Raw genomic sequence first — 17,680 nt, 5'->3', positions numbered from 1 at the left:
CGCACGCTTTTGCAAACTCAGCCGTGTTTTGCACACAAACGATGAGACATATCAAATGACAGTGAGTAATTTGCAGCTACTGGCCAATCTGGTCAGAGCGAACGGCGAGGTGCTTTTGCTTGCTTGGCGAACGCAGGTCAGGAATCTGCCTTCGGCGAGCCATCTCGCCACACCGGTACTCAACGACCACATCCCGGATCTGCTCAAAGAGTTGGCGGCAGCGCTCGAAACCAATCCCCGACAGACGATTCCCGAGGCGCTTGCCGAGGCCAGCCCAGCGGCCCACGGGCTGCAGCGGCTGAAGGATGAATTCGATATCGAGGAGGTGGTGGCAGAGTACAACATCATGCGTGGATGCATCCACGACCTGGCGACCGAGCATGACGTTGCGCTTCAAGGCCGGCCATTCCATGTGATCAATCGCATCTTCGACCATGCAATCGGCCAAGCCGTGCAGACATTTGCAGCCCAGCAAGCACTCGAGGTGAAGCAGCGCAGGGAGGAGTACCTCTCCTTCGTTGCGCACGATCTGCGCACGCCGCTGTTTGCGATCTCGCTCACGGGTCGGTCGCTCGAGAAGAGTCTGTCCGGGCAAGTTCTCGGCGCTGATTCCCAGCGTATCTTGCAATCGTTGCGCCGCAACGTGCAGCAGCTCCAGGACTTGATTGGCAGAGTGCTCGAAGAGAACACGAATTTGCTCGAGGTCGTCGGCGTCAAGGTCGAACGGCGCCGATTCGACCTGTGGCCGCTGGTGGAGTCCCTTCTCGACGATCTTGGGACGATAGCGGCCCAAGCAAATACGAAGCTAGTCAATCAGGTGCCCGTCGATCTGGTCGTGTTTGCAGACGCCAGATTGCTCAGGAGAGCGTTTCAAAATCTGATCGCAAATGCGATCCAGTTCTCGCCGGGTGGCGAAGTGATTGTCGGCGCGCAGGTCGCGGCGGGCCAGGGAATCGTTGAATGCTGGGTCAGCGACAACGGCCAAGGCATTGCCGCCGACATGATTGAAAGGGTCTTCGACAAGGGTGAATCCGGCGGCGAGGCCGATTCCGGATCTGGCCTTGGCCTGGGCTTGGCCATCGTGAGGTCCTTCATCGAAGCGCACGACGGCAGCATTAGCCTGAACAGTGTGCTGGGCGAGGGCTCCAAGTTCCACTTCACATTGCCCCCGTGACAGCAATTTGGCCAACCCGCGAAACTCGGCTTCGGGCACGATCCCGACTGTGGCTGCGGGCTGCAAGTTCACTGGAGCGGATATCTGACTTTGCTCGATGCCAGACTTTGGCGCCGGAAGCTTGCGCGAACTAGCGCAGTTATGGTCGAATGATTCGATGTGCCGTGCCCTACTGCTGGTCTTACTCATGCTGGGTGGTGCGGCCAAGGGGCAATCCGTGACGATGTTTGCCGATCCGATAGGCCTGCTTCATGCACAGCCCCATGGATCGACTGCGGAACACCCGGCGCCTGCAATTGACCCATAAGTGTGTGCGGCGCATCAGGCTTGGGCGGTAGCCGGGCCCCACCCCAGATTCAACCGGCGGCCTTCTCGACCGACTTGCGCAGACGCGCTGTGGCCGAGCTGACGTCGCCCTCAAACTCGCGCCAGCGTGCGGCGCTGGCCTGCTTGAGCTCGGCCAGCTTGGTCTCGGCCGATTTCAGGTCCGACCGCAGGGTGGTGACGTCGGCGTCGATTTTGGCTTTGGCATCGGCAGCGGCAGCACCGGCCTTCTTCTCCAGACCGGCCAGCGCAACTTTGCCCTTGGCGATGTCCGCGTCCGCCGTGGCGACGAAGGCATCGCGCTTGCTGGTGTCGGTGGCGTAGGTGAACTCGGGCATGGCTTTCATCATCTCCTTGCTCGCCCCTGCCATCACCAGCTTGCCCCCCTTGTCCTGGATCTGGTTGACCGCAATGGCCACGTCATGCCTGCCGATGCCGACGAAGCCGCCGGCGCCGACAATGACGTAGGACAGGTTCTTGTCTGGGGAGATGATCAGGTCTTCCACCTTGCCCACTTTTTGGCCGGCGTCGTTGTAAATGGTCTTGCCCAGCAGCGTCTTCTTGACGCTCCAGCCCATCGCCAGCAACGTGGATTCGGTGACGCTGGCTTCCACGGTGGTGGTGCCGCCAGCGATCTGGGCCGCCGCCGGGCCAGCGCTGCACAGCGCGCCGAACAGAATAAGGGCGGCGACCGACAGGTTTGAAAGAGCCTTGTGCTTCATGATTTGGATCCTTTGGAAGTGGTGCCGCCAAGTCAGTGGCGGCGGGTGTCTGTACCCCCTCGTTGTAGGCCTCAGCCGCAGGCTTGACTGTTCGATAGCGCACGCAAGCCCGAGGCCCGCATCGACAAACATGGCCTTGGCGCGCAGCAACGCTACGACAGCAAGAAGCTGGCGTAGCGCCGGCAAGCAGCACGCAGAGAAAGCACCGAGCCAGAGTCTGGCCAATTCAAAAAATCAATGAATCAATCAGCCAGGCGGTCCAGATCGCTGAGGTTTCGACCCGGTGACGGCTGGCCGTCAAAGGCGATGCATTGCCTGCCGTCCAGATGCTCGACAACCACCAAGGCGCGCTCTGCACGCCTGTCCTTGGACGGGAACACCGCCGCCACATGCGCTCCGGCATGGATCGCGTCCACCACCTCAAGCGCCGTTGCCAGCACGCTCGTGCCGACCGCCTTGTCCGCGTCGGCCTTGACTTCGCCCCAGAGCACATCACTGACGTGACCGTCGGGGCCGATGCGCACCTTTGAGACTTCGAAAAATCGGCCGTTTTCGCTTTCCATCGAACGAGCACGTTCACCTTGGTAAGTCATGGTCTGGCTCCTCTTTTAGATTGAATAGGGTGGCCCGCATCTTTGCGGCGCGGGCCGCAGTCGAAAACCAGCGCAGACTTTGAATCTCGGGCGCAAGTTCATCGGTCAATATGCGCCGGCGCGCCCTTTGGAGTCTGTTACTTGCCGTACACAAGCACAGCGGCCCAATGCCGCGTCTATCGGTGATGCTGATTCAAGATTGCTTGACCAGCCGCAACCAGATCTCGTTGCGCCGCATGAACCAGGGCGTGTAGGGCGCGTTGTAGCGCGAATACACCGCTTCGCCCTCCCATTTCAAGTGGGCGGCAAGCAAGGCTGCCTGCAGCTTCGCCAGATGCTCCGCGTAGTTCGACTCTGACCATAGGCCCGAGTAGCGGATCACGGCCAACCGGCTGGGCGGCAAATCGCGAACCTGCACGCGTGCGTCCAGTGGTTCGGGCGCGCTGGCCGCCGTGATGCCATTGGGCAAGACGAATTGCACCAGGAAGCCGCCAGGCGCGGCGCTCTGGGTGACCGGCGCGCTCATCTCCAGCTTCACCGGCACGGCAACCTGCGTCACCGGGGCCGTCATGGCGAACTTGCGCTCGCCTTTGTTCTTGCCAAAGATATAGCCCGCCAGAATCGGGAAGGCCTGGTTGCCGGCCTCGCTGGCAGGGCCGGCGACGATGACTTCTGCCACCGCATAGGCGGCGTACTGGCGCAACTCGATACCGTCGAGTTCGCGAACGACCTGGTACTCGGGCTCTTCGGTGGCGTGACTGGGCATGGCAAAGGTACTCAGCATCAGGGTTGAGAACAGCACCGCACTGAGGGCCATGCTGGGACGGTGAAGCTTGCGCAGGGCTTGGATCTGCATCAGGGCATTTTCTCGTGACGCGCAAGCTTCGACTGTGGCGTGCCGAACATGCTCAGCTGCGCTGCCTGGCCATCGAAGGATTGAGCATCGATGAACAAGCTGTGCGTGGCGATATAGACCTCGGCCAAGAAGCAGGACAGGCCGGCAATCACCGACATCATGGTGGCGATGAACAGCACGCCGGCCAGCCACTTCAGATCGGCGCCCAAGAACTCCTCGATGAACAAGGTCACGATGACCGTGCAGACCAGCAGCGCGGCGCCGGCGCAGCAGTTGATAGCCCAGCTGGCCAAGTGGCGCCGGCGTTCGAGGCCGGCGAGCTCCAAACGTGCCAAGGCGACGGCTTCTGCATCCAACGCTCCCCTGCCCCTGCCGACCTCGCGTGCCCGGTCGATGATGCGGGCCAGTCGGGTCGCCATCACGCCGAGCAGGCTGGCGATGCCCGTCAACAGAAACACAGGCGCCACCGACAGCTGTATCGCCTGCTGAATCAGCAGTGGGCCTTCGAGCGCCGGCATGGGCATGCTTGATCCTTGCGAGGTCGATGCTGCGTTGAAGAGACAGAGTCTGCGTTGCTGGCGGCGTCATTCAGCTCAAGCCGGCGTCTTTATCGCTTGATACGACTGATCTTCGTGCCCTCGATGCTCAGGCTGGCCATCAGACCTTGCTGATCGGTAATGAAGGCATAGGCATCGTCCTTCAGCGTGGAGGTGGACAGATTTTTGGCGAGGCCTTCGTTGACTGCGACCACGGTCGGGCCGACACCGAATTCCCAGCCCTTGGACTTTTCCAGGTAGCTGACGGCCTTGTCGCTCATCAGGAAGACGACATAGGCGTAGCTCTCCGCGCCCGCCTGCCAGCCCCAGGAGGCCGACACCGAGTTGTAATACTCGCTGACCTTGGTCCCCCGCATCAGCACACCCTCCCCGTAGCTGCCGCCGAAAACCAAGCCGGCCTTCACCACCCGCGGGAAGACAAGGATGGCCTTGGCTGTCTTCGAGATCAGCTCGGCCGTGGGGTTGAGCTTGTACAGCGCCTGCAAGGCCTGTGCAGCGTCATGGTCGAGGTCTTCGGCAGTCGCCGCGCTGGCCTGGCCGCCCAGGCCGCCAAGCAGCAATGTCGCTGCCGTCGCCAGCAGCAACTTGTGAATACCGCGTCGTGATGAAGTCATGGTCTTGTCCTTGAAGTGGGTCGATTGCTGGAGCTGATCTTGAGTCATGGCCCGTCGCAGGGTCTGTGCGAAAGCGAACTTAGGATTTGCCTGTCAACGGGCGGGTCGGCTAGGGTTTGGGGAAATCAGCGCCGCGAGCGACGGCTTCGGCCGCCGTGAAGTCCCGGCGCAAGTCTTCCAGCTTGGCCATCGCACCTTCGAAGGCATCGTTGCCAAGCAGCAGGTGATGCGGCGGGGTGCCGGACGCGACGGCCTTGATGATGGCCTGGACCGCACGCACGGGATCCCCCGGCTGTTTGCCGGACGAGGCCCGCACCGCATTGCGCACCGCGCCCGCGCTTGCCATGTAGTCGTCGATCTGCTTTGCACTCTCATGAGCTGAGCGTCCGGCCCAATCGGTGCGAAAGCCACTGGGCTCGACCACCATCACCCGCAGACCCAGCGGCTCGACCTCTCGCCACAAAGCCTCCGACAGCCCTTCGACCGCAAACTTGGTGGCGTTGTACTGGCCCAGCGCCGGCATGCCGCGAATGCCTGCCAGCGAGGCGAAGTTGACGATGCAGCCGCTGCGGCGTTTGCGCATGCCCGGCAGCACCGCCTGGATCATGGCCGTGAGGCCAAACACATTGACCTCGAACATCTTGCGTACTTCGGCCACTTCGCCTTCTTCAATGGCGGCAAAGTAGCCGATGCCGGCGTTGTTGACCAACACATCGATGCCACCAAAGCGGGCCTCGGCCGCCTCGACGGCAGCGCCGACCTGCTCCGGCTGGGTCACGTCGAGCTCGAGCACCAGCACATTGTCGGTCGCGCCGAAGCCTTCCAGCTTGGACGGATCGCGTGCGGTCACCACCGTGCGATAACCGTGTTGGATGGCTTGCTTGGCGAGCTCTTGGCCAAAGCCGGTGGAACAACCGGTGATGAACCAGACCGGCGGCTCGGTGATGAGGGATTTGCTAGGGGATGAATTCATGGGATTTCCTTTGGAAAATTGGAAACAAGCAATGCTGCGGCTTGCTTGAACAAGGCGCTGCCAGCAAGACCTGATTTGCGCGAACGCTGAGCCTGCGCGGCAGGGTGTGCCGCGTCTGTTGGATAGCGCACTCAAAACTTGCATCGAGCGGCCGCCCCGGACGCGTCAACGTTGGCGGGCCAGCGGCCCCAAGATGAGTTTCTCCAAGGTGTCCAGCGCACGCTCGAACTGGCCCGAAGCGAGGAGGGAGCGCTGCGCCAAGCCCGCGGCAACGACGCTGGCGTAGTGAAAGCGCATGGCGTCGAAGGGCATGGCGAGGAAGGCCTGGCCCGCAGAGTTCGGCACCTGAGCGGTGCTGATGCAGGGGGCCAAGGCCGAGGGCCGCGCTTGGGTCGTTTGAGCAAACATGAGGAGCTCCTGGGATTGGATCAAGCCTTGAGACTGGCAGCTCGCAGCAGCCTTGTCTGTCTCCTGCCGCACATCCGAAGCCCCATTCAATCGCCACGGGCTTTGAGTGAAGCCCCACTGTGGCCTAGCGCACAGACCGCACAGCATCCTCCGCGTAATTTCGACGCATCAGTCCGCCGATGCACGGTCGCCATTCACGTGATCGGGGGTTCCTCAGCAGCGAGCGCAACTCATCAGAAAGCTTCCATATGACTTCAGCACACAAGGCCTATTTCATCGGCGGGGGCATAGGCTCTTTGGCCGGCGCCGCCTTCCTGATCCGCGATGGTGGCATGCCCGGCGCCCAGATCAGCATCCTGGATGCGGGCCTGGTGATGGGCGGCAGCCTGGACGGCGCGGGGGATGCCGAGCGCGGCTATTCGATGCGCGGTGGCCGCATGCTGACCACCGACAACTACGAGTGCACCTGGGATCTGTTCAAGTCCATCCCCTCGCTGGCCCAGCCCGGCTTGAGCGTCTTCGAGGAGACGCTGGCCTTCAACGAAAAGCATGTCTCCAAGGCGATGGCACGCCTGGTCGACAGCCGGCGCGCCAAGGTGCCGGTGGCCTCGATGGGCTTCACCATGCATGACCGGGTGGAGTTGCTCAAACTCGCCAATGCCGACGAGGACACGCTGGGCGCGAGTTGCATCACCGATCACCTGTCGCCGGCCTTCTTCCAGACCGAGTTCTGGTTCATGTGGGTCACCACCTTTGCCTTCCAGCCCTGGCACAGCGCCGTCGAATTCAGGCGTTACCTGCACCGCTTCATGCTGGAGTTCTCGCGCATCGAAACGCTGGCCGGCGTCAAGCGCACCGTGCTGAACCAGTACGACTCGCTGGTCGTGCCCTTGCAGCGCTGGTTGGAGGGGCAAGGCGTTCGCCTGCTCACCGACTGCACGGTGACCGACCTCGACCACAAAACCGTGGACGGCATTTTCGAAGTGATCGCGCTGCACTGCACCCGCAAGGGGCAAGCCGAGATCCTGCAATTGGAAGACGGCGACCTGGTCTTTCTGCAAAACGGCTCGATGACCGATGCCTCCAGCCTGGGCTCGATGAGCATGGCGCCGGCCAAGTTGAAAAAGACAGCCCATGGCAGCTGGACGCTGTGGGAGAAGTTGGCTGAAGGGCGCCCCTCGTTTGGCAAGCCGGGCGCCTTCAACAGCTGCGTCGCGCAATCGGACTGGGCCTCGTTCACGGTCACGCTGAAGGACCCGCTCTTCTTCGACCTGATGGAGAAATTCAGCGGCAACGAGGCCGGCACCGGCGGGCTGGTGACCTTCAAGGACTCGAACTGGCTGATGTCCATCGTCTTGGCGCATCAGCCACACTTTGCCAACCAGCCGGCCGATGTGCAGGTGTTCTGGGGCTACGGCCTGTTCCCCGACCGCATCGGCAACTTCGTGCCCAAGGCGATGGCCGATTGCAACGGGGCGGAACTGCTGCTAGAACTTTGCGGCCATCTGCGCTTCGACCCGGAGAGCGTGGCCAGCGCCAACTGCATCCCCTGCCGCATGCCTTACATCACCAGCATGTTCATGCCGCGTGCGCCCGGTGATCGGCCGCTGCCGGTGCCCCCCGACACCAAGCATTTCGCCTTCATCAGCCAGTTCGTCGAGATCCCGCAGGATACCGTTTTCACGGTGGAGTTCTCGGTGCGCGCCGCGCAGTTGGCGGTCTATCAGTTGCTCGGCCTGAGCAAGCCGATTCCCGCCGTGACCCCGCACGACAAGTCGCTGCATGCGCAGTTCGAAGCCTTGGTCAAGGCCTTGAAGTAGCAGGAGAAGGCACTTGATGATCAAACGTATCTTGATCGGCTTGGCCGTGCTGCTGCTGGCGGGCTGCTTTGGCCTGAGCTGGCGGCCGGCCGTGACGCCGATCGCGCCGCCAAAGGCCGATAGCTTTACGCCCACGCAAGTGGCGCAAGGCGCGCTACTCGCCGCTGCCGGCAATTGCGCCAGTTGCCACAGCGCCCCGGGTGGCCCGGCTTACGGAGGCGGTCTGGGCTTTGAGACCGGTTTCGGCCTGGCCTACAGCACGAATATTTCGCCGGATCCGGCAACCGGCATAGGCAATTGGTCGGAGGCTGCATTCAGCCGTGCGATGCGCGAGGGCGTGGCCCGCGACGGCTCGCACCTGCTGCCGGTTTTCCCCTACACCCACTTCACCAAGCTGAGCGACGACGATGTGCGCGCGCTCTACGCCTTCTTCATGACGCGCCCTGCCGTGGTCGCTGAGGACCGGGTGAACACGATAGGCTTCCCCTACAACGTGCGCGCCTTGCAGGGCGGCTGGAAGTTGCTGTACTTCGACGCCGGTGTGTACCAAACCGGCGCCGCCAAGAGCGTCACATGGAACCGCGGCGCCTATCTTGCCGAAGGCATCACCCATTGCGCGGCCTGCCACACGCCGCGCAACCGCTTCGGTGCCGAGCAAGCCAAGGCGGCCTATGCGGGCGCGCCTTTCGATGGCTGGTTCGCGCCGCCGCTGAATGCGGCCAATCCGGCACCGATGCCGTGGACACAGCAGGATCTGTACGACTATCTGCGCAGCGGCGAGTCCGAGGCGCATGGTGTAGCGGCGGGCGTGATGGCCAGCGTCGTGCACGACGGCCTGGCCAAGTTGCCCGATGCCGACCTACAGGCCTTGGCGACCTATTTTGCCGACAACAACGGCTCGGCCGCCCGGGCGCCCACTGCGGCGGCGGCCCTGAGCCTGGCGATGTCGCGCCGCTTGGTCGACGCAGGCCGGGAGACCGAGCCGGGTGCCAATCTCTATCTGGCCGCCTGTGCAGCCTGCCACTACAGCCCCGCCGCTCAGCCGCCGGCCGTCCAGGGCAGCCTGGCCTTGAGCACCGCCATCACATCGGACGACCCGAGCAACTTCATCCAGACCGTGATGCATGGCGTTGGTGGCACCGGCTTGCCCGGGCCCTATATGCCCGGCTTTGCCCAGGCCCTCACCGATGCCGACATTGCCCAACTGGCCACTTACCTGCGCCGCACGCGCAGCGACCAACCCGCCTGGGCCAATCTGCCCGCAGCCATTGCGGCACGCCGCCCACCGAACACCACGACGCCATGAATACAGCAAACATAAGCTTCAAATTGAACGGTCAAGCCTTGAGCGTCGACGTCAGCCCCGACACCCCGCTGCTCTGGGTGATCCGCGACATGGCCAAGCTGACCGGCACCAAGTTCGGCTGCGGCATTGGCCTGTGCGGTGCCTGCACGGTGCACATGGGCCGGCGCGCGGTGCGTTCCTGCATCACCCCGATCAGCGCCGTCGCCGGAGCCCAGATCACCACCATCGAAGGCCTGTCAGCCGACGGGCAGCACCCGCTGCAAAAGGCCTGGGTGCAGACCCAAGCGCCGCAATGCGGCTACTGCCAGTCGGGCCAGATCATGCAGGCGGCGGCCTTGATCCGGCGCTTCCCCAAGCCCAGCGACGCAGACATTGACTCGGTGATGAACGGCAACCTCTGCCGTTGCATGGCCTATGTGCGCATCCGCCAGGCGATCAAGATTGCGGCGGCCGAAGTGCAAGCGGGAGCGCCCCATGCGTGAAGCTCCAACAGCGTCAGCACCGTCGCCCGCGCCAGGCCCGACCAGGCGCGGTTTTCTGATCAGCGCCACCAGCGCCGGCTTCGCGATGGCCTACACGTTGGCGGAGCCTGCGCTGGCAGCTGACGCTGCGAACGGCGCTGCGAAGGGCGCGGCAAACGGCGCAGCGGCAGGCTTTGAGCCCACCATCTGGTATGACATCGACCGCGAAGGCATCGTCACCGTCAACATCATCCGTGCCGAGATGGGGCAGCATGTGGGCACGGCGCTGGCGCGCATCGTGGCCGAGGAGTTGGAGCTTGATTGGGGCTCGGTACGGCTGCGCTATGTCGACACCGACCCCAAATGGGGCACCATGGTCACCGGCGGCAGCTGGTCGGTATGGCAAAGCTTCCCTTATCTCAGCCAAGCCGGCGCGGCCGGGCGCATGGCCTTGCTCGATGAGGGCGCCAAGTTGCTGCGCGTCGGGCGGGCCGCGTGCACGGCGCGCCTGGGCGTCGTCAGCGGTGGCGGCCGCTCAATCAGCTATGCCGAGATCGTGCGGCGCGGCCAACTCGCACGCAGCTACAGCGCCGAGGAACTGAAGGCGATGCCCATCAAGCCGGCGGCCGAGCGGCGCTTGATCGGCCAGCCGACCTCGGCCATCGACATCCCGGCCAAGACCACTGGCGCGGCACGCTATGGTCTCGATGCCGAGGTGCCGGGCATGGTCTATGCGCGGCCCAAGCTGCCGCCGACGCGCAACGGTTGCACAGTGACGGCGATCGATGACAGCGCGGCGCGCGCCATCCCTGGCTACCTGAAAAGCCTGGTGCTCAAGGACCCCTCGGGCACCGTGCCGGGTTGGGTGGTGGTATGTGCCGAGTCCTTCGTCGCCGCCAGCCGCGCCGCCGATCTGGTCAAGGTCACTTGGAGCAGCAGTGCCGCCGCCAGCGTGTCCGAAGCCGACATCCAAGCCCATGGACTCAAGCTGATTACCGACAAAGCCGCTGGATCGCTGGTGGTCGAGGACGCGGGTGTCGATGCCGCCTTCACGGCGGCCACATCAACGCTGGAGCGCGACTACACGACTGCCACCGTGCTGCACTTCCAGCTTGAGCCGCTGAACGCGCTGGCCCTGCACAAAGACGGGCGCTGGGAGATCCACACCGGCAACCAATGGCAGTCGCTGATCCTGCCGACCCTGGCCAAGGCGCTGGGCGTGGAGGAAAAGCAGGTGCTGATGCGCACCTATTTGATCGGCGGCGGCTTCGGGCGGCGCCTGAACGGTGACTACGCGGTGCCGGCGGCGCTGGCTGCCCAGGCCCTGGGCCGCCCGGTGAAGCTGGTGTGGACACGCGCCGATGATATGCGCTTCGACTCGCCGCGCTCACCCTCGATGCAGCGCCTGCGCATGGCCTTTGGCCCCGTCGGCGAAGTCACCGGCATGCAGCACCATGCCAGCGCTGGCTGGCCCACGCAGGTGATGGTGCCGACCTTCATGCCCAAAGGCAAGAATGGCGCGCCCTATGACCCCTTCGCGATCTCCGGCGCGGACCATTGGTACACGGTCGGCGCACAGCGCGTGCGGGCCGTCTCCAACGATCTGGCCAACAGCACGTTCCGCCCCGGCTGGCTGCGCTCGGTGGGGCCGGGCTGGACCAACTGGGCGCTGGAATCCTTCATGGACGAAGCGGCCCGCGCGGCGGGCGTGGACCCGCTCGCCTTCCGCTTGCACCTGCTCGCCGGCAATGGTCAAAGCGTGGGCAAGAACGGCGTCGACAAGAATGGCGTGGACAGTGCGCAACGCCAAGCGCAAGTCTTGCAGCGCGCCGCCGCCAAGGCCGGCTGGGGCAGCAAGATGCCGACAGACACGGGCTTGGGTCTGGCCACCAGCTTTGGCCAGGAGCGCGACATGCCGACCTGGTGCGCCTGCGTGGCGCGCGTGCGGGTTGATCGCCGCAGCGGTGTCATCAAGGTCGAGCAGCTCACCGTCGTTGTCGATGCCGGCACCATCGTTCACCCGGACGGCGCGCTCGCGCAAGTCGAGGGTGCCTCGCTGTGGGGCCTGAGCATGGCCTTGCATGAGGGCACAGAATTCGTCAATGGTCAGGTGCGGGACAGCAATCTCAACACCTACACGCCGCTGCGCATGCGCGACGTGCCGCCGCTGGAGATCGAGTTCATTGCCAGCACCGAGCCGCCCACCGGTTTGGGCGAACCGGCCACCACCGTCATTGCGCCGGCCATCGCCAACGCGATCTTCGCCGCCGTGGGCGTGCGCCTGCGCCACTTACCGATGCGCCCGGCAGACCTGCTGGCCGCGTTGAAAACCAGCTGACTTGTCGCCGAGGAACCTGCACCATGCCGCAATCCCCCACCGTCAATCGCCGCATCGTCCTGAACGCGAGGCCGCTTGGCGCGCCGACCGTCGACGACTTCCGCATCGAACAAGGTGCCGTCCCGCAAGCCGAACACGGCCAGCTGCTGCTGCGCACCCTCTACCTGTCGCTCGACCCCTATATGCGCGGCCGCATGAGCGCGGGCCCGTCCTACGCCGCGCCGGTGGAGCTAGGCGCGGTGATGGTCGGCGGCACGGTCTCGCGGGTCGAGGTGTCTAAGCATCCCGACTTCAAGGTCGGCGCGCTGGTGCTGGGCTACAGCGGCTGGCAGGACTATGCGCTGTCCGACGGCATCGGTCTGACCCCTCTCTATCCGGACGACCCCCATGTCTCGCGGGCCCTGGGCGTGCTGGGTATGACAGGCTTTACCGCCTATATGGGCTTGCTGGACATTGGCAAACCCGTCGCCGGCGAAACCGTTGTCGTTGCCGCAGCCAGCGGCGCCGTGGGCTCCGTGGTCGGCCAGATCGCCAAGCTCAAGGGCTGCACCGTCATCGGCATTGCCGGCGGCAAGGATAAATGCCGTTATGTGATGGAGGAGCTGGGCTTTGACTTCTGCGTTGACCACCACGTCGAGGATCTGCCCGGCCACCTGGCCGCCGCCTGCCCGAGCGGCATCGACGTCTACTTCGAAAGCGTTGGTGGTGCCGTGTTCGACGCCGTGCTGCCGCTGCTGAATGCCAAAGCCCGCATTCCGGTCTGCGGGCTGATCGCGGCCTACAACAACACCGACTTGCCGCCCGGCCCGGACCGCTTGAGTATGCTGGTCGGCACGCTGCTGCGCCAGCGCATCAAGATGCAGGGCTTCATCATCTTCGATGACTACGGCGCGCGCTGGAGCGAGTTCGCCGGCGCCATGGGCGCATGGGTGCAAGAAGGCAAGGTCAAAGTTCGTGAGGACATCGTCTTCGGTCTGGAGCATGCGCCCGAAGCCTTCATCGGCCTGCTGGAGGGCAAGAACTTTGGCAAGCTGATCATTCGGCTGGCCGACGAATAAACTGCGCCGGCCGCTTCGGTTTGCCGGAACTCTGATGCGCTCGGACAGCGATGAAGTTCAGCGCGATCAGGCCAACATGCCACGCTGCTTGATGAAGTCCACCACCTCGGCCACGCCGGCTTGCGTCTTCAGGTTCGTCATCACATAGGGCTTGGCTGCGCGCATGCGCTTGGTGTCGGCCTCCATCACGTCCAGATTTGCGCCCACATAGGGGGCCAGATCGGTCTTGTTGATGACGAACAGGTCGCTCTTGGTGATGCCGGGGCCGCCCTTGCGCGGGATCTTTTCACCGGCCGCGACGTCGATCACATAAATCGTCAGATCGCTCAACTCGGGGCTGAAGGTGGCGGCCAGGTTGTCGCCGCCGGATTCGATGAACACGACATCGGCATCCGGGAACTCGGCCAGCATGCGGTCAATCGCTTCGAGGTTGATCGAGCAATCTTCACGGATGGCCGTATGCGGGCAGCCGCCGGTCTCCACGCCCAGGATGCGCTCGGCCGGCAGCGCGCCGCTGACGGTCAGCAGTCGCTGATCTTCCTTGGTGTAAATGTCGTTGGTGATGGCGACCAGGTCCCAGCGCTCGCGCATGGCCTTGCAGAGCATCTCCAACAAGGTGGTCTTGCCCGAGCCGACCGGGCCGCCGATGCCGACCCGCAGCGGCGGCAGCTTCTTGGTGCGATGGGGGATGTGGTGAAGTGCTGAGCTCATGATCGGAATAGACGTGAGTATTGGGTTTCATGGCGCGCCGACAAAATCGCCAGCATCGGAGAAAAAGCCTGACGCTGATCACGCTCGGCCAGCGCCATCGCCTGCGCCACGGCGGCGGGGATTTCGGCCGCCAAGCGGGCCAGCATGCGCTGACCGGCGCTCTGGCCCAGCGGCACCGACTTGATCGCAGCACCCACCATGTTCTCCGCCCAGCCAAAGGCATAGGCCAGCAAGCCATCGGCCAGCGCGGCGCCGCTGCCGGCGAGCGCCAAGGCCATCACCAGCGGATAGGTCGGCTGACCCAGGGCCTGGCATTGCGCGATCTGCTCGGAGCTGGCGGTGTGGTGATTGCGCAGCCAGTCCAAGAGTGAGCGCCCCATTTGCTCGGTCTGCAGGCGCATTTCGGCCGTCTCGCGGGTCTGCAGCACCCAGTCATTCAGTACCTTCAAGGCGGGCAGATCGCCTTCGCGCCAGGCCGGCAGCGCGCGCGCAGCCAGGGCCAAGTCGCCGCGCGTCTGCGTCAGTGCCAATTGCTGCGACAGCCATTCGGCGGCCGAAGCCTCGTCGCGCACCAGGCCATGCTCGATCGCCGACTCCAGGCCCTCGGAATAAGAAAAACCACCAATCGGCAGCGCGGGCGAGGCCAGCCAGATCAGTTGCAGCAGCGCACTCATGTGTGGCTATGGCCGTGGTCGTGGGCATGCGCATGGTCGTGGTCATGCCCGTGCCCGTGCCCGGCCCCATGTCCAGCTCCATAAGCCCCACCTTGAGGCTCGAAGGGCGCGTCCACTTCGGTGACCGTCAGATGCTGAGCGCGCAACATGGCGGCCAGCACATGGTCGGGCTCAATTTGTAGGTAGTCGGGCCGCAGCTCAATCGGCACATGGCGATTGCCCAGGTGGTAGGCCGCGCGGGTCAGATCGAAAGGCGAGCCATGGCTGCTGCAGGCGCTGATGCGCAAGAGCGCTTGCGGCGCAGCGAGCACGCGAATGAGGCTGCCGTCTTCGGCCACCAGCACATCGCCGCCGCGCAGCTGCGTGCCGCGTGGCAAAAAGATACCCAGCTCACGCCCCAGGCTGTCCGTCGCCTGGATGCGGCTTTTTTGCCGCGCATCCCAGTCCAGCACCAACTCGGCGGCGCGCTTGAGCAGCACGGGCGCCAAGCCCTGGCCCTGCGGCAGCAACTTTGAGACTTGCAGCATCGCGGCGCTCACAGTTCGATGCTCATGAAGAAGCTATACGGATCTTCCACATAACTGCCAAACGGTGCGCAAGGCAAAAAGCCCTCGCGCTGATACAGGCCACGCGCCGGCGCAAAGAAGTCCTGCGTACCGGTCTCCAGGCTCAGGCGGCTGAAACCTTGCAGGCGCGCTTGACTCAGCACATGAGCGAGCATGGCACGCGCCAGCCCGCGGCCGCGCAGCGCAGCGGCGGTGCGCATGGACTTCAGCTCGGCATGACTGTCATCCAGACGTTTCAGCGCCGCCGTGCCGACCAAGGTCTCAACACCTGACTCGTCCAAAAACCAAGCCGACCAGAAGCTGATGCCGGGCTTGCGCAGGGCCGCCAGATCGAGCGCATGCACGCTTTCCGGCGGCGATGCGGCACGCATATCCTGCATGTGCTCCTCAAGAAAAGCGGCGATGCGCGGATCGCTCAAGTCGTCGAGACGGATCAAAAGTTCGGGAGCAAGGATAGACATAGGAAAAAAAGAACATTCACTGAGGTCAGAACAGGAAATAGCGCTGCGCCATCGGCAGCGAGGTTGCGGGCTCGCAGGTCAAGAGCAGACCGTCGGCGCGCACCGCGTAGGTTTGCGCATCGACTTCCATGCGCGGCAGATAGTCGTTATGAATCATGTCGCGCTTGCCTATGCCGCGAATGTTTTTCACCGCCGCCAGCGTCTTGTTCAAGCCATAGCGCTGGCCCACCCCGGCAGCCAGCGCGGCCTGCGACACAAAAGTCAAAGAGCCGCGCGCCAGGGCGCCGCCGTAAGCGCCGAACATGGGCCGGTAATGTACCGGCTGCGGCGTCGGGATCGAGGCGCTGGGGTCGCCCATCGCCGCCATCGCGATGCTGCCGCCCTTCAAGATGAAGCTGGGCTTGACGCCGAAAAAGGCCGGCTTCCAGATCACCAGATCGGCCCATTTGCCGACCTCGATGCTGCCGACCTCATGGCTGATGCCATGAGCAATCGCCGGGTTGATCGCCAGCTTGGCGACATAACGCTTCACTCGCGCGTTGTCGTTTTGCGGCCCATCCCCGGGCAAAGCGCCGCGTTGCTGCTTCATCTTGTGCGCCGTCTGCCAGCAGCGGATGATGACCTCACCCACCCGGCCCATGGCCTGCGAGTCGGAGCTGAACATGCTGATGGCACCCAGGTCATGCAAGATGTCTTCGGCCGCAATCGTCTCGCGGCGGATGCGGCTCTCGGCAAAGGCCAAGTCTTCGGCAATCGAGGGGTCGAGATGGTGGCAGACCATCAACATATCGACATGCTCGTCCAGCGTGTTGATCGTGTAAGGCCGGGTCGGGTTGGTCGATGACGGCAGCACATTCGCTTCGCCGACCACCTTCAGAATATCCGGCGCATGGCCACCACCGGCCCCCTCGGTGTGGAAGGTGTGGATGGTGCGGCCCTTGAACGCCGCCACCGTGTCTTCGACAAAGCCGCTCTCATTGAGCGTGTCGGTGTGGATGGCCACTTGCGTGTCGGTGGCCTCGGCCACGTTCAGGCAGTTGTCGATGGCCGCCGGCGTCGTGCCCCAGTCTTCATGCAGCTTGAGGCCAATGGCGCCGGCCGTTATCTGCTCATGCAGGGCCAGCGGCAGACTGGCATTGCCCTTGCCCATAAAGCCCAAGTTCATCGGGAACGCATCGGCCGCCTGCAGCATGCGCTCGATATGCCAAGCGCCCGGCGTGCAGGTGGTCGCAAATGTGCCGGTGGCCGGCCCGGTGCCGCCGCCCAGCATGGTGGTGACGCCGCTGGCCAGCGCTTCTTCGATCTGCTGCGGGCAGATGAAATGGATATGCGTGTCGACGGCGCCGGCGGTGACGATCATCCCTTCGCAGGCAATGATCTCGGTGCCTGGGCCGATGATGATGTCCACGCCCGGCTGCGTGTCGGGGTTGCCGGCCTTGCCGATGGCGACGATGCGGCCGCTTTTGAGGCCGATATCGGCCTTGACGATGCCCCAGTGGTCGAGGATCAGCGCGTTCGTCATCACCGTGTCGACGGCCCCTCCGTCCTTCCCATCACCACGGCCACGTTGCGACTGCGCCATGCCGTCGCGTATGGTCTTGCCGCCGCCGAATTTCACTTCCTCGCCATAACCTCCCGCGCGCAGGGTCAGGTCTTGTTCGACCTCGATGATCAAGTCGGTATCGGCCAGGAGCAGCCGGTCACCGACGGTCGGGCCATACATCTCGGCATAAGCACGCCGTCCAATCGTCGCCATTACAAAGCTCCCTGGATCAGGCCGCGAAAGCCGTAGACGATGCGCTCGCCGGCCAGATCGACCAGCTCTACCGTGCGCTGCTGGCCCGGCTCGAAGCGCACCGCCAAGCCGGAGGCGATGTTCAGACGCATGCCGCGCGCGGCGGCGCGGTCGAAGCTCAGCGCCGCATTGGTCTCGGCAAAGTGATAGTGCGAGCCGACCTGGATGGGCCGGTCGCCGGCATTTTGCACCACCAGGCTGAGCGTGCGCCGGCCGGGGTTGAGTTGATGTTCGCCGGGGGGCGTGAAGAGTTCACCGGGTGTCATGGT

General features: G+C 64.1%; 19 protein-coding genes. 6 read left to right on the top strand and 13 right to left on the bottom strand.

All coding sequences use genetic code 11. The features are described 5' to 3' along the window. The first annotated feature begins 55 nt into the window (after positions 1–55). Positions 56–1,174, top strand: a complete 1,119-nt coding sequence (locus LNV09_RS03895; RefSeq protein WP_263555743.1) for a sensor histidine kinase — start codon at positions 56–58, stop codon at positions 1,172–1,174. A 356-nt stretch (positions 1,175–1,530) separates the two neighbouring features. On the opposite strand, the gene LNV09_RS03890 is transcribed toward LNV09_RS03895, so the two are convergent. The 7 genes from LNV09_RS03890 to LNV09_RS03860 all read right to left on the bottom strand — a co-directional run bounded on the left by LNV09_RS03890 (position 1,531) and on the right by LNV09_RS03860 (position 6,221). Continuing rightward, a complete protein-coding gene (locus LNV09_RS03890; RefSeq protein ID WP_263555742.1) occupies positions 1,531–2,220 on the bottom strand; it encodes a PRC-barrel domain-containing protein in 690 nt (229 codons plus the stop codon). Positions 2,221–2,462: 242 nt separating this feature from the next. Continuing rightward, complete coding sequence (locus tag LNV09_RS03885) at positions 2,463–2,813, bottom strand: hypothetical protein (protein WP_263555741.1); 351 nt, start codon at positions 2,811–2,813, stop codon at positions 2,463–2,465. A gap of 193 nt (positions 2,814–3,006) precedes the next feature. After that, a complete protein-coding gene (locus tag LNV09_RS03880; RefSeq protein WP_263555740.1) occupies positions 3,007–3,669 on the bottom strand; it encodes an SOUL family heme-binding protein in 663 nt (220 codons plus the stop codon). Beyond that, the gene (locus LNV09_RS03875) at positions 3,669–4,193 is read right to left on the bottom strand and encodes a DUF2721 domain-containing protein (RefSeq protein ID WP_263555739.1); all 525 of its coding nucleotides are present in this window, start codon (positions 4,191–4,193) and stop codon (positions 3,669–3,671) included. Before LNV09_RS03875 ends, LNV09_RS03880 begins: the two co-directional genes overlap by 1 nt. Positions 4,194–4,276: 83 nt before the next feature. Further along, complete coding sequence (locus tag LNV09_RS03870) at positions 4,277–4,840, bottom strand: lipid-binding SYLF domain-containing protein (RefSeq protein ID WP_263555738.1); 564 nt, start codon at positions 4,838–4,840, stop codon at positions 4,277–4,279. A gap of 109 nt (positions 4,841–4,949) precedes the next feature. Next, positions 4,950–5,813 carry an oxidoreductase gene (locus LNV09_RS03865; RefSeq protein ID WP_263555737.1) on the bottom strand — a complete coding sequence of 288 codons (864 nt, stop codon included), beginning with the start codon at positions 5,811–5,813 and terminating at the stop codon, positions 4,950–4,952. 165 nt (positions 5,814–5,978) lie between these two features. Then, positions 5,979–6,221, bottom strand: coding sequence for a hypothetical protein (locus tag LNV09_RS03860; protein WP_263555736.1), 243 nt, complete (start codon positions 6,219–6,221; stop codon positions 5,979–5,981). 248 nt (positions 6,222–6,469) lie between these two features. Between LNV09_RS03860 and LNV09_RS03855 the strand changes: the two genes are divergently transcribed. From LNV09_RS03855 to curA, 5 genes are read left to right on the top strand one after another with little or no spacing between them, the layout of a single operon-like run. Then, positions 6,470–8,041, top strand: a complete 1,572-nt coding sequence (locus tag LNV09_RS03855) for an oleate hydratase (protein ID WP_263555735.1) — start codon at positions 6,470–6,472, stop codon at positions 8,039–8,041. 16 nt (positions 8,042–8,057) lie between these two features. After that, positions 8,058–9,347: a cytochrome c gene (locus LNV09_RS03850; protein ID WP_263555734.1), complete on the top strand. Its 1,290-nt coding sequence runs from the start codon at positions 8,058–8,060 to the stop codon at positions 9,345–9,347. After that, positions 9,344–9,829, top strand: a complete 486-nt coding sequence (locus LNV09_RS03845) for a (2Fe-2S)-binding protein (protein ID WP_263555733.1) — start codon at positions 9,344–9,346, stop codon at positions 9,827–9,829. The genes LNV09_RS03850 and LNV09_RS03845 overlap by 4 nt, the downstream gene beginning before the upstream one ends. Continuing rightward, positions 9,822–12,146: a xanthine dehydrogenase family protein molybdopterin-binding subunit gene (locus LNV09_RS03840; protein WP_263555732.1), complete on the top strand. Its 2,325-nt coding sequence runs from the start codon at positions 9,822–9,824 to the stop codon at positions 12,144–12,146. The genes LNV09_RS03845 and LNV09_RS03840 overlap by 8 nt, the downstream gene beginning before the upstream one ends. Before the next feature lie 23 nt (positions 12,147–12,169). Then, complete coding sequence (curA, locus tag LNV09_RS03835) at positions 12,170–13,204, top strand: NADPH-dependent curcumin/dihydrocurcumin reductase (RefSeq protein ID WP_263555731.1); 1,035 nt, start codon at positions 12,170–12,172, stop codon at positions 13,202–13,204. Between the two features lie 66 nt (positions 13,205–13,270). Here curA and ureG read toward each other — a convergent pair whose 3' ends face one another. From ureG to LNV09_RS03805, 6 genes are read right to left on the bottom strand one after another with little or no spacing between them, the layout of a single operon-like run. Beyond that, complete coding sequence (ureG, locus tag LNV09_RS03830; RefSeq protein ID WP_263555730.1) at positions 13,271–13,915, bottom strand: urease accessory protein UreG; 645 nt, start codon at positions 13,913–13,915, stop codon at positions 13,271–13,273. Beyond that, a complete protein-coding gene (locus LNV09_RS03825) occupies positions 13,912–14,589 on the bottom strand; it encodes an urease accessory protein UreF (protein WP_263555729.1) in 678 nt (225 codons plus the stop codon). Before LNV09_RS03825 ends, ureG begins: the two co-directional genes overlap by 4 nt. Beyond that, positions 14,586–15,116: an urease accessory protein UreE gene (gene ureE / locus LNV09_RS03820; RefSeq protein ID WP_263555728.1), complete on the bottom strand. Its 531-nt coding sequence runs from the start codon at positions 15,114–15,116 to the stop codon at positions 14,586–14,588. Before ureE ends, LNV09_RS03825 begins: the two co-directional genes overlap by 4 nt. Positions 15,117–15,124: 8 nt before the next feature. Next, a complete protein-coding gene (locus tag LNV09_RS03815) occupies positions 15,125–15,616 on the bottom strand; it encodes a GNAT family N-acetyltransferase (RefSeq protein ID WP_263555727.1) in 492 nt (163 codons plus the stop codon). A 25-nt stretch (positions 15,617–15,641) separates the two neighbouring features. Next, positions 15,642–17,372 carry an urease subunit alpha gene (gene ureC, locus LNV09_RS03810; protein WP_263555726.1) on the bottom strand — a complete coding sequence of 577 codons (1,731 nt, stop codon included), beginning with the start codon at positions 17,370–17,372 and terminating at the stop codon, positions 15,642–15,644. Then, a complete protein-coding gene (locus tag LNV09_RS03805) occupies positions 17,372–17,677 on the bottom strand; it encodes an urease subunit beta (protein WP_263532943.1) in 306 nt (101 codons plus the stop codon). Before LNV09_RS03805 ends, ureC begins: the two co-directional genes overlap by 1 nt. Positions 17,678–17,680: the final 3 nt, after the last annotated feature.

Origin of the sequence: Paucibacter sp. B2R-40, assembly GCF_025717555.1 — a bacterium.
In the GTDB taxonomy this organism is placed as follows: Bacteria; Pseudomonadota; Gammaproteobacteria; order Burkholderiales; family Burkholderiaceae_C; genus Paucibacter_A.
The sequence above is the reverse complement of the archived record's forward strand: the minus strand, read 5'-3'. Positions and strand labels throughout refer to the sequence as shown.

Excerpts from the sequence above, each read along its gene's own strand:
- LNV09_RS03895 (WP_263555743.1), top strand. The coding sequence starts at position 56 with ATGACAGTGAGTAATTTGCAGCTACTGGCCAATCTGGTCAGAGCGAAC.
- LNV09_RS03890 (WP_263555742.1), bottom strand. The coding sequence starts at position 2,220 with ATGAAGCACAAGGCTCTTTCAAACCTGTCGGTCGCCGCCCTTATTCTG.
- LNV09_RS03885 (WP_263555741.1), bottom strand. The coding sequence starts at position 2,813 with ATGACTTACCAAGGTGAACGTGCTCGTTCGATGGAAAGCGAAAACGGC.
- LNV09_RS03880 (WP_263555740.1), bottom strand. The coding sequence starts at position 3,669 with ATGCAGATCCAAGCCCTGCGCAAGCTTCACCGTCCCAGCATGGCCCTC.
- LNV09_RS03875 (WP_263555739.1), bottom strand. The coding sequence starts at position 4,193 with ATGCCCATGCCGGCGCTCGAAGGCCCACTGCTGATTCAGCAGGCGATA.
- LNV09_RS03870 (WP_263555738.1), bottom strand. The coding sequence starts at position 4,840 with ATGACTTCATCACGACGCGGTATTCACAAGTTGCTGCTGGCGACGGCA.
- LNV09_RS03865 (WP_263555737.1), bottom strand. The coding sequence starts at position 5,813 with ATGAATTCATCCCCTAGCAAATCCCTCATCACCGAGCCGCCGGTCTGG.
- LNV09_RS03860 (WP_263555736.1), bottom strand. The coding sequence starts at position 6,221 with ATGTTTGCTCAAACGACCCAAGCGCGGCCCTCGGCCTTGGCCCCCTGC.
- LNV09_RS03855 (WP_263555735.1), top strand. The coding sequence starts at position 6,470 with ATGACTTCAGCACACAAGGCCTATTTCATCGGCGGGGGCATAGGCTCT.
- LNV09_RS03850 (WP_263555734.1), top strand. The coding sequence starts at position 8,058 with ATGATCAAACGTATCTTGATCGGCTTGGCCGTGCTGCTGCTGGCGGGC.
- LNV09_RS03845 (WP_263555733.1), top strand. The coding sequence starts at position 9,344 with ATGAATACAGCAAACATAAGCTTCAAATTGAACGGTCAAGCCTTGAGC.
- LNV09_RS03840 (WP_263555732.1), top strand. The coding sequence starts at position 9,822 with ATGCGTGAAGCTCCAACAGCGTCAGCACCGTCGCCCGCGCCAGGCCCG.
- curA (WP_263555731.1), top strand. The coding sequence starts at position 12,170 with ATGCCGCAATCCCCCACCGTCAATCGCCGCATCGTCCTGAACGCGAGG.
- ureG (WP_263555730.1), bottom strand. The coding sequence starts at position 13,915 with ATGAGCTCAGCACTTCACCACATCCCCCATCGCACCAAGAAGCTGCCG.
- LNV09_RS03825 (WP_263555729.1), bottom strand. The coding sequence starts at position 14,589 with ATGAGTGCGCTGCTGCAACTGATCTGGCTGGCCTCGCCCGCGCTGCCG.
- ureE (WP_263555728.1), bottom strand. The coding sequence starts at position 15,116 with ATGCTGCAAGTCTCAAAGTTGCTGCCGCAGGGCCAGGGCTTGGCGCCC.
- LNV09_RS03815 (WP_263555727.1), bottom strand. The coding sequence starts at position 15,616 with ATGTCTATCCTTGCTCCCGAACTTTTGATCCGTCTCGACGACTTGAGC.
- ureC (WP_263555726.1), bottom strand. The coding sequence starts at position 17,372 with ATGGCGACGATTGGACGGCGTGCTTATGCCGAGATGTATGGCCCGACC.
- LNV09_RS03805 (WP_263532943.1), bottom strand. The coding sequence starts at position 17,677 with ATGACACCCGGTGAACTCTTCACGCCCCCCGGCGAACATCAACTCAAC.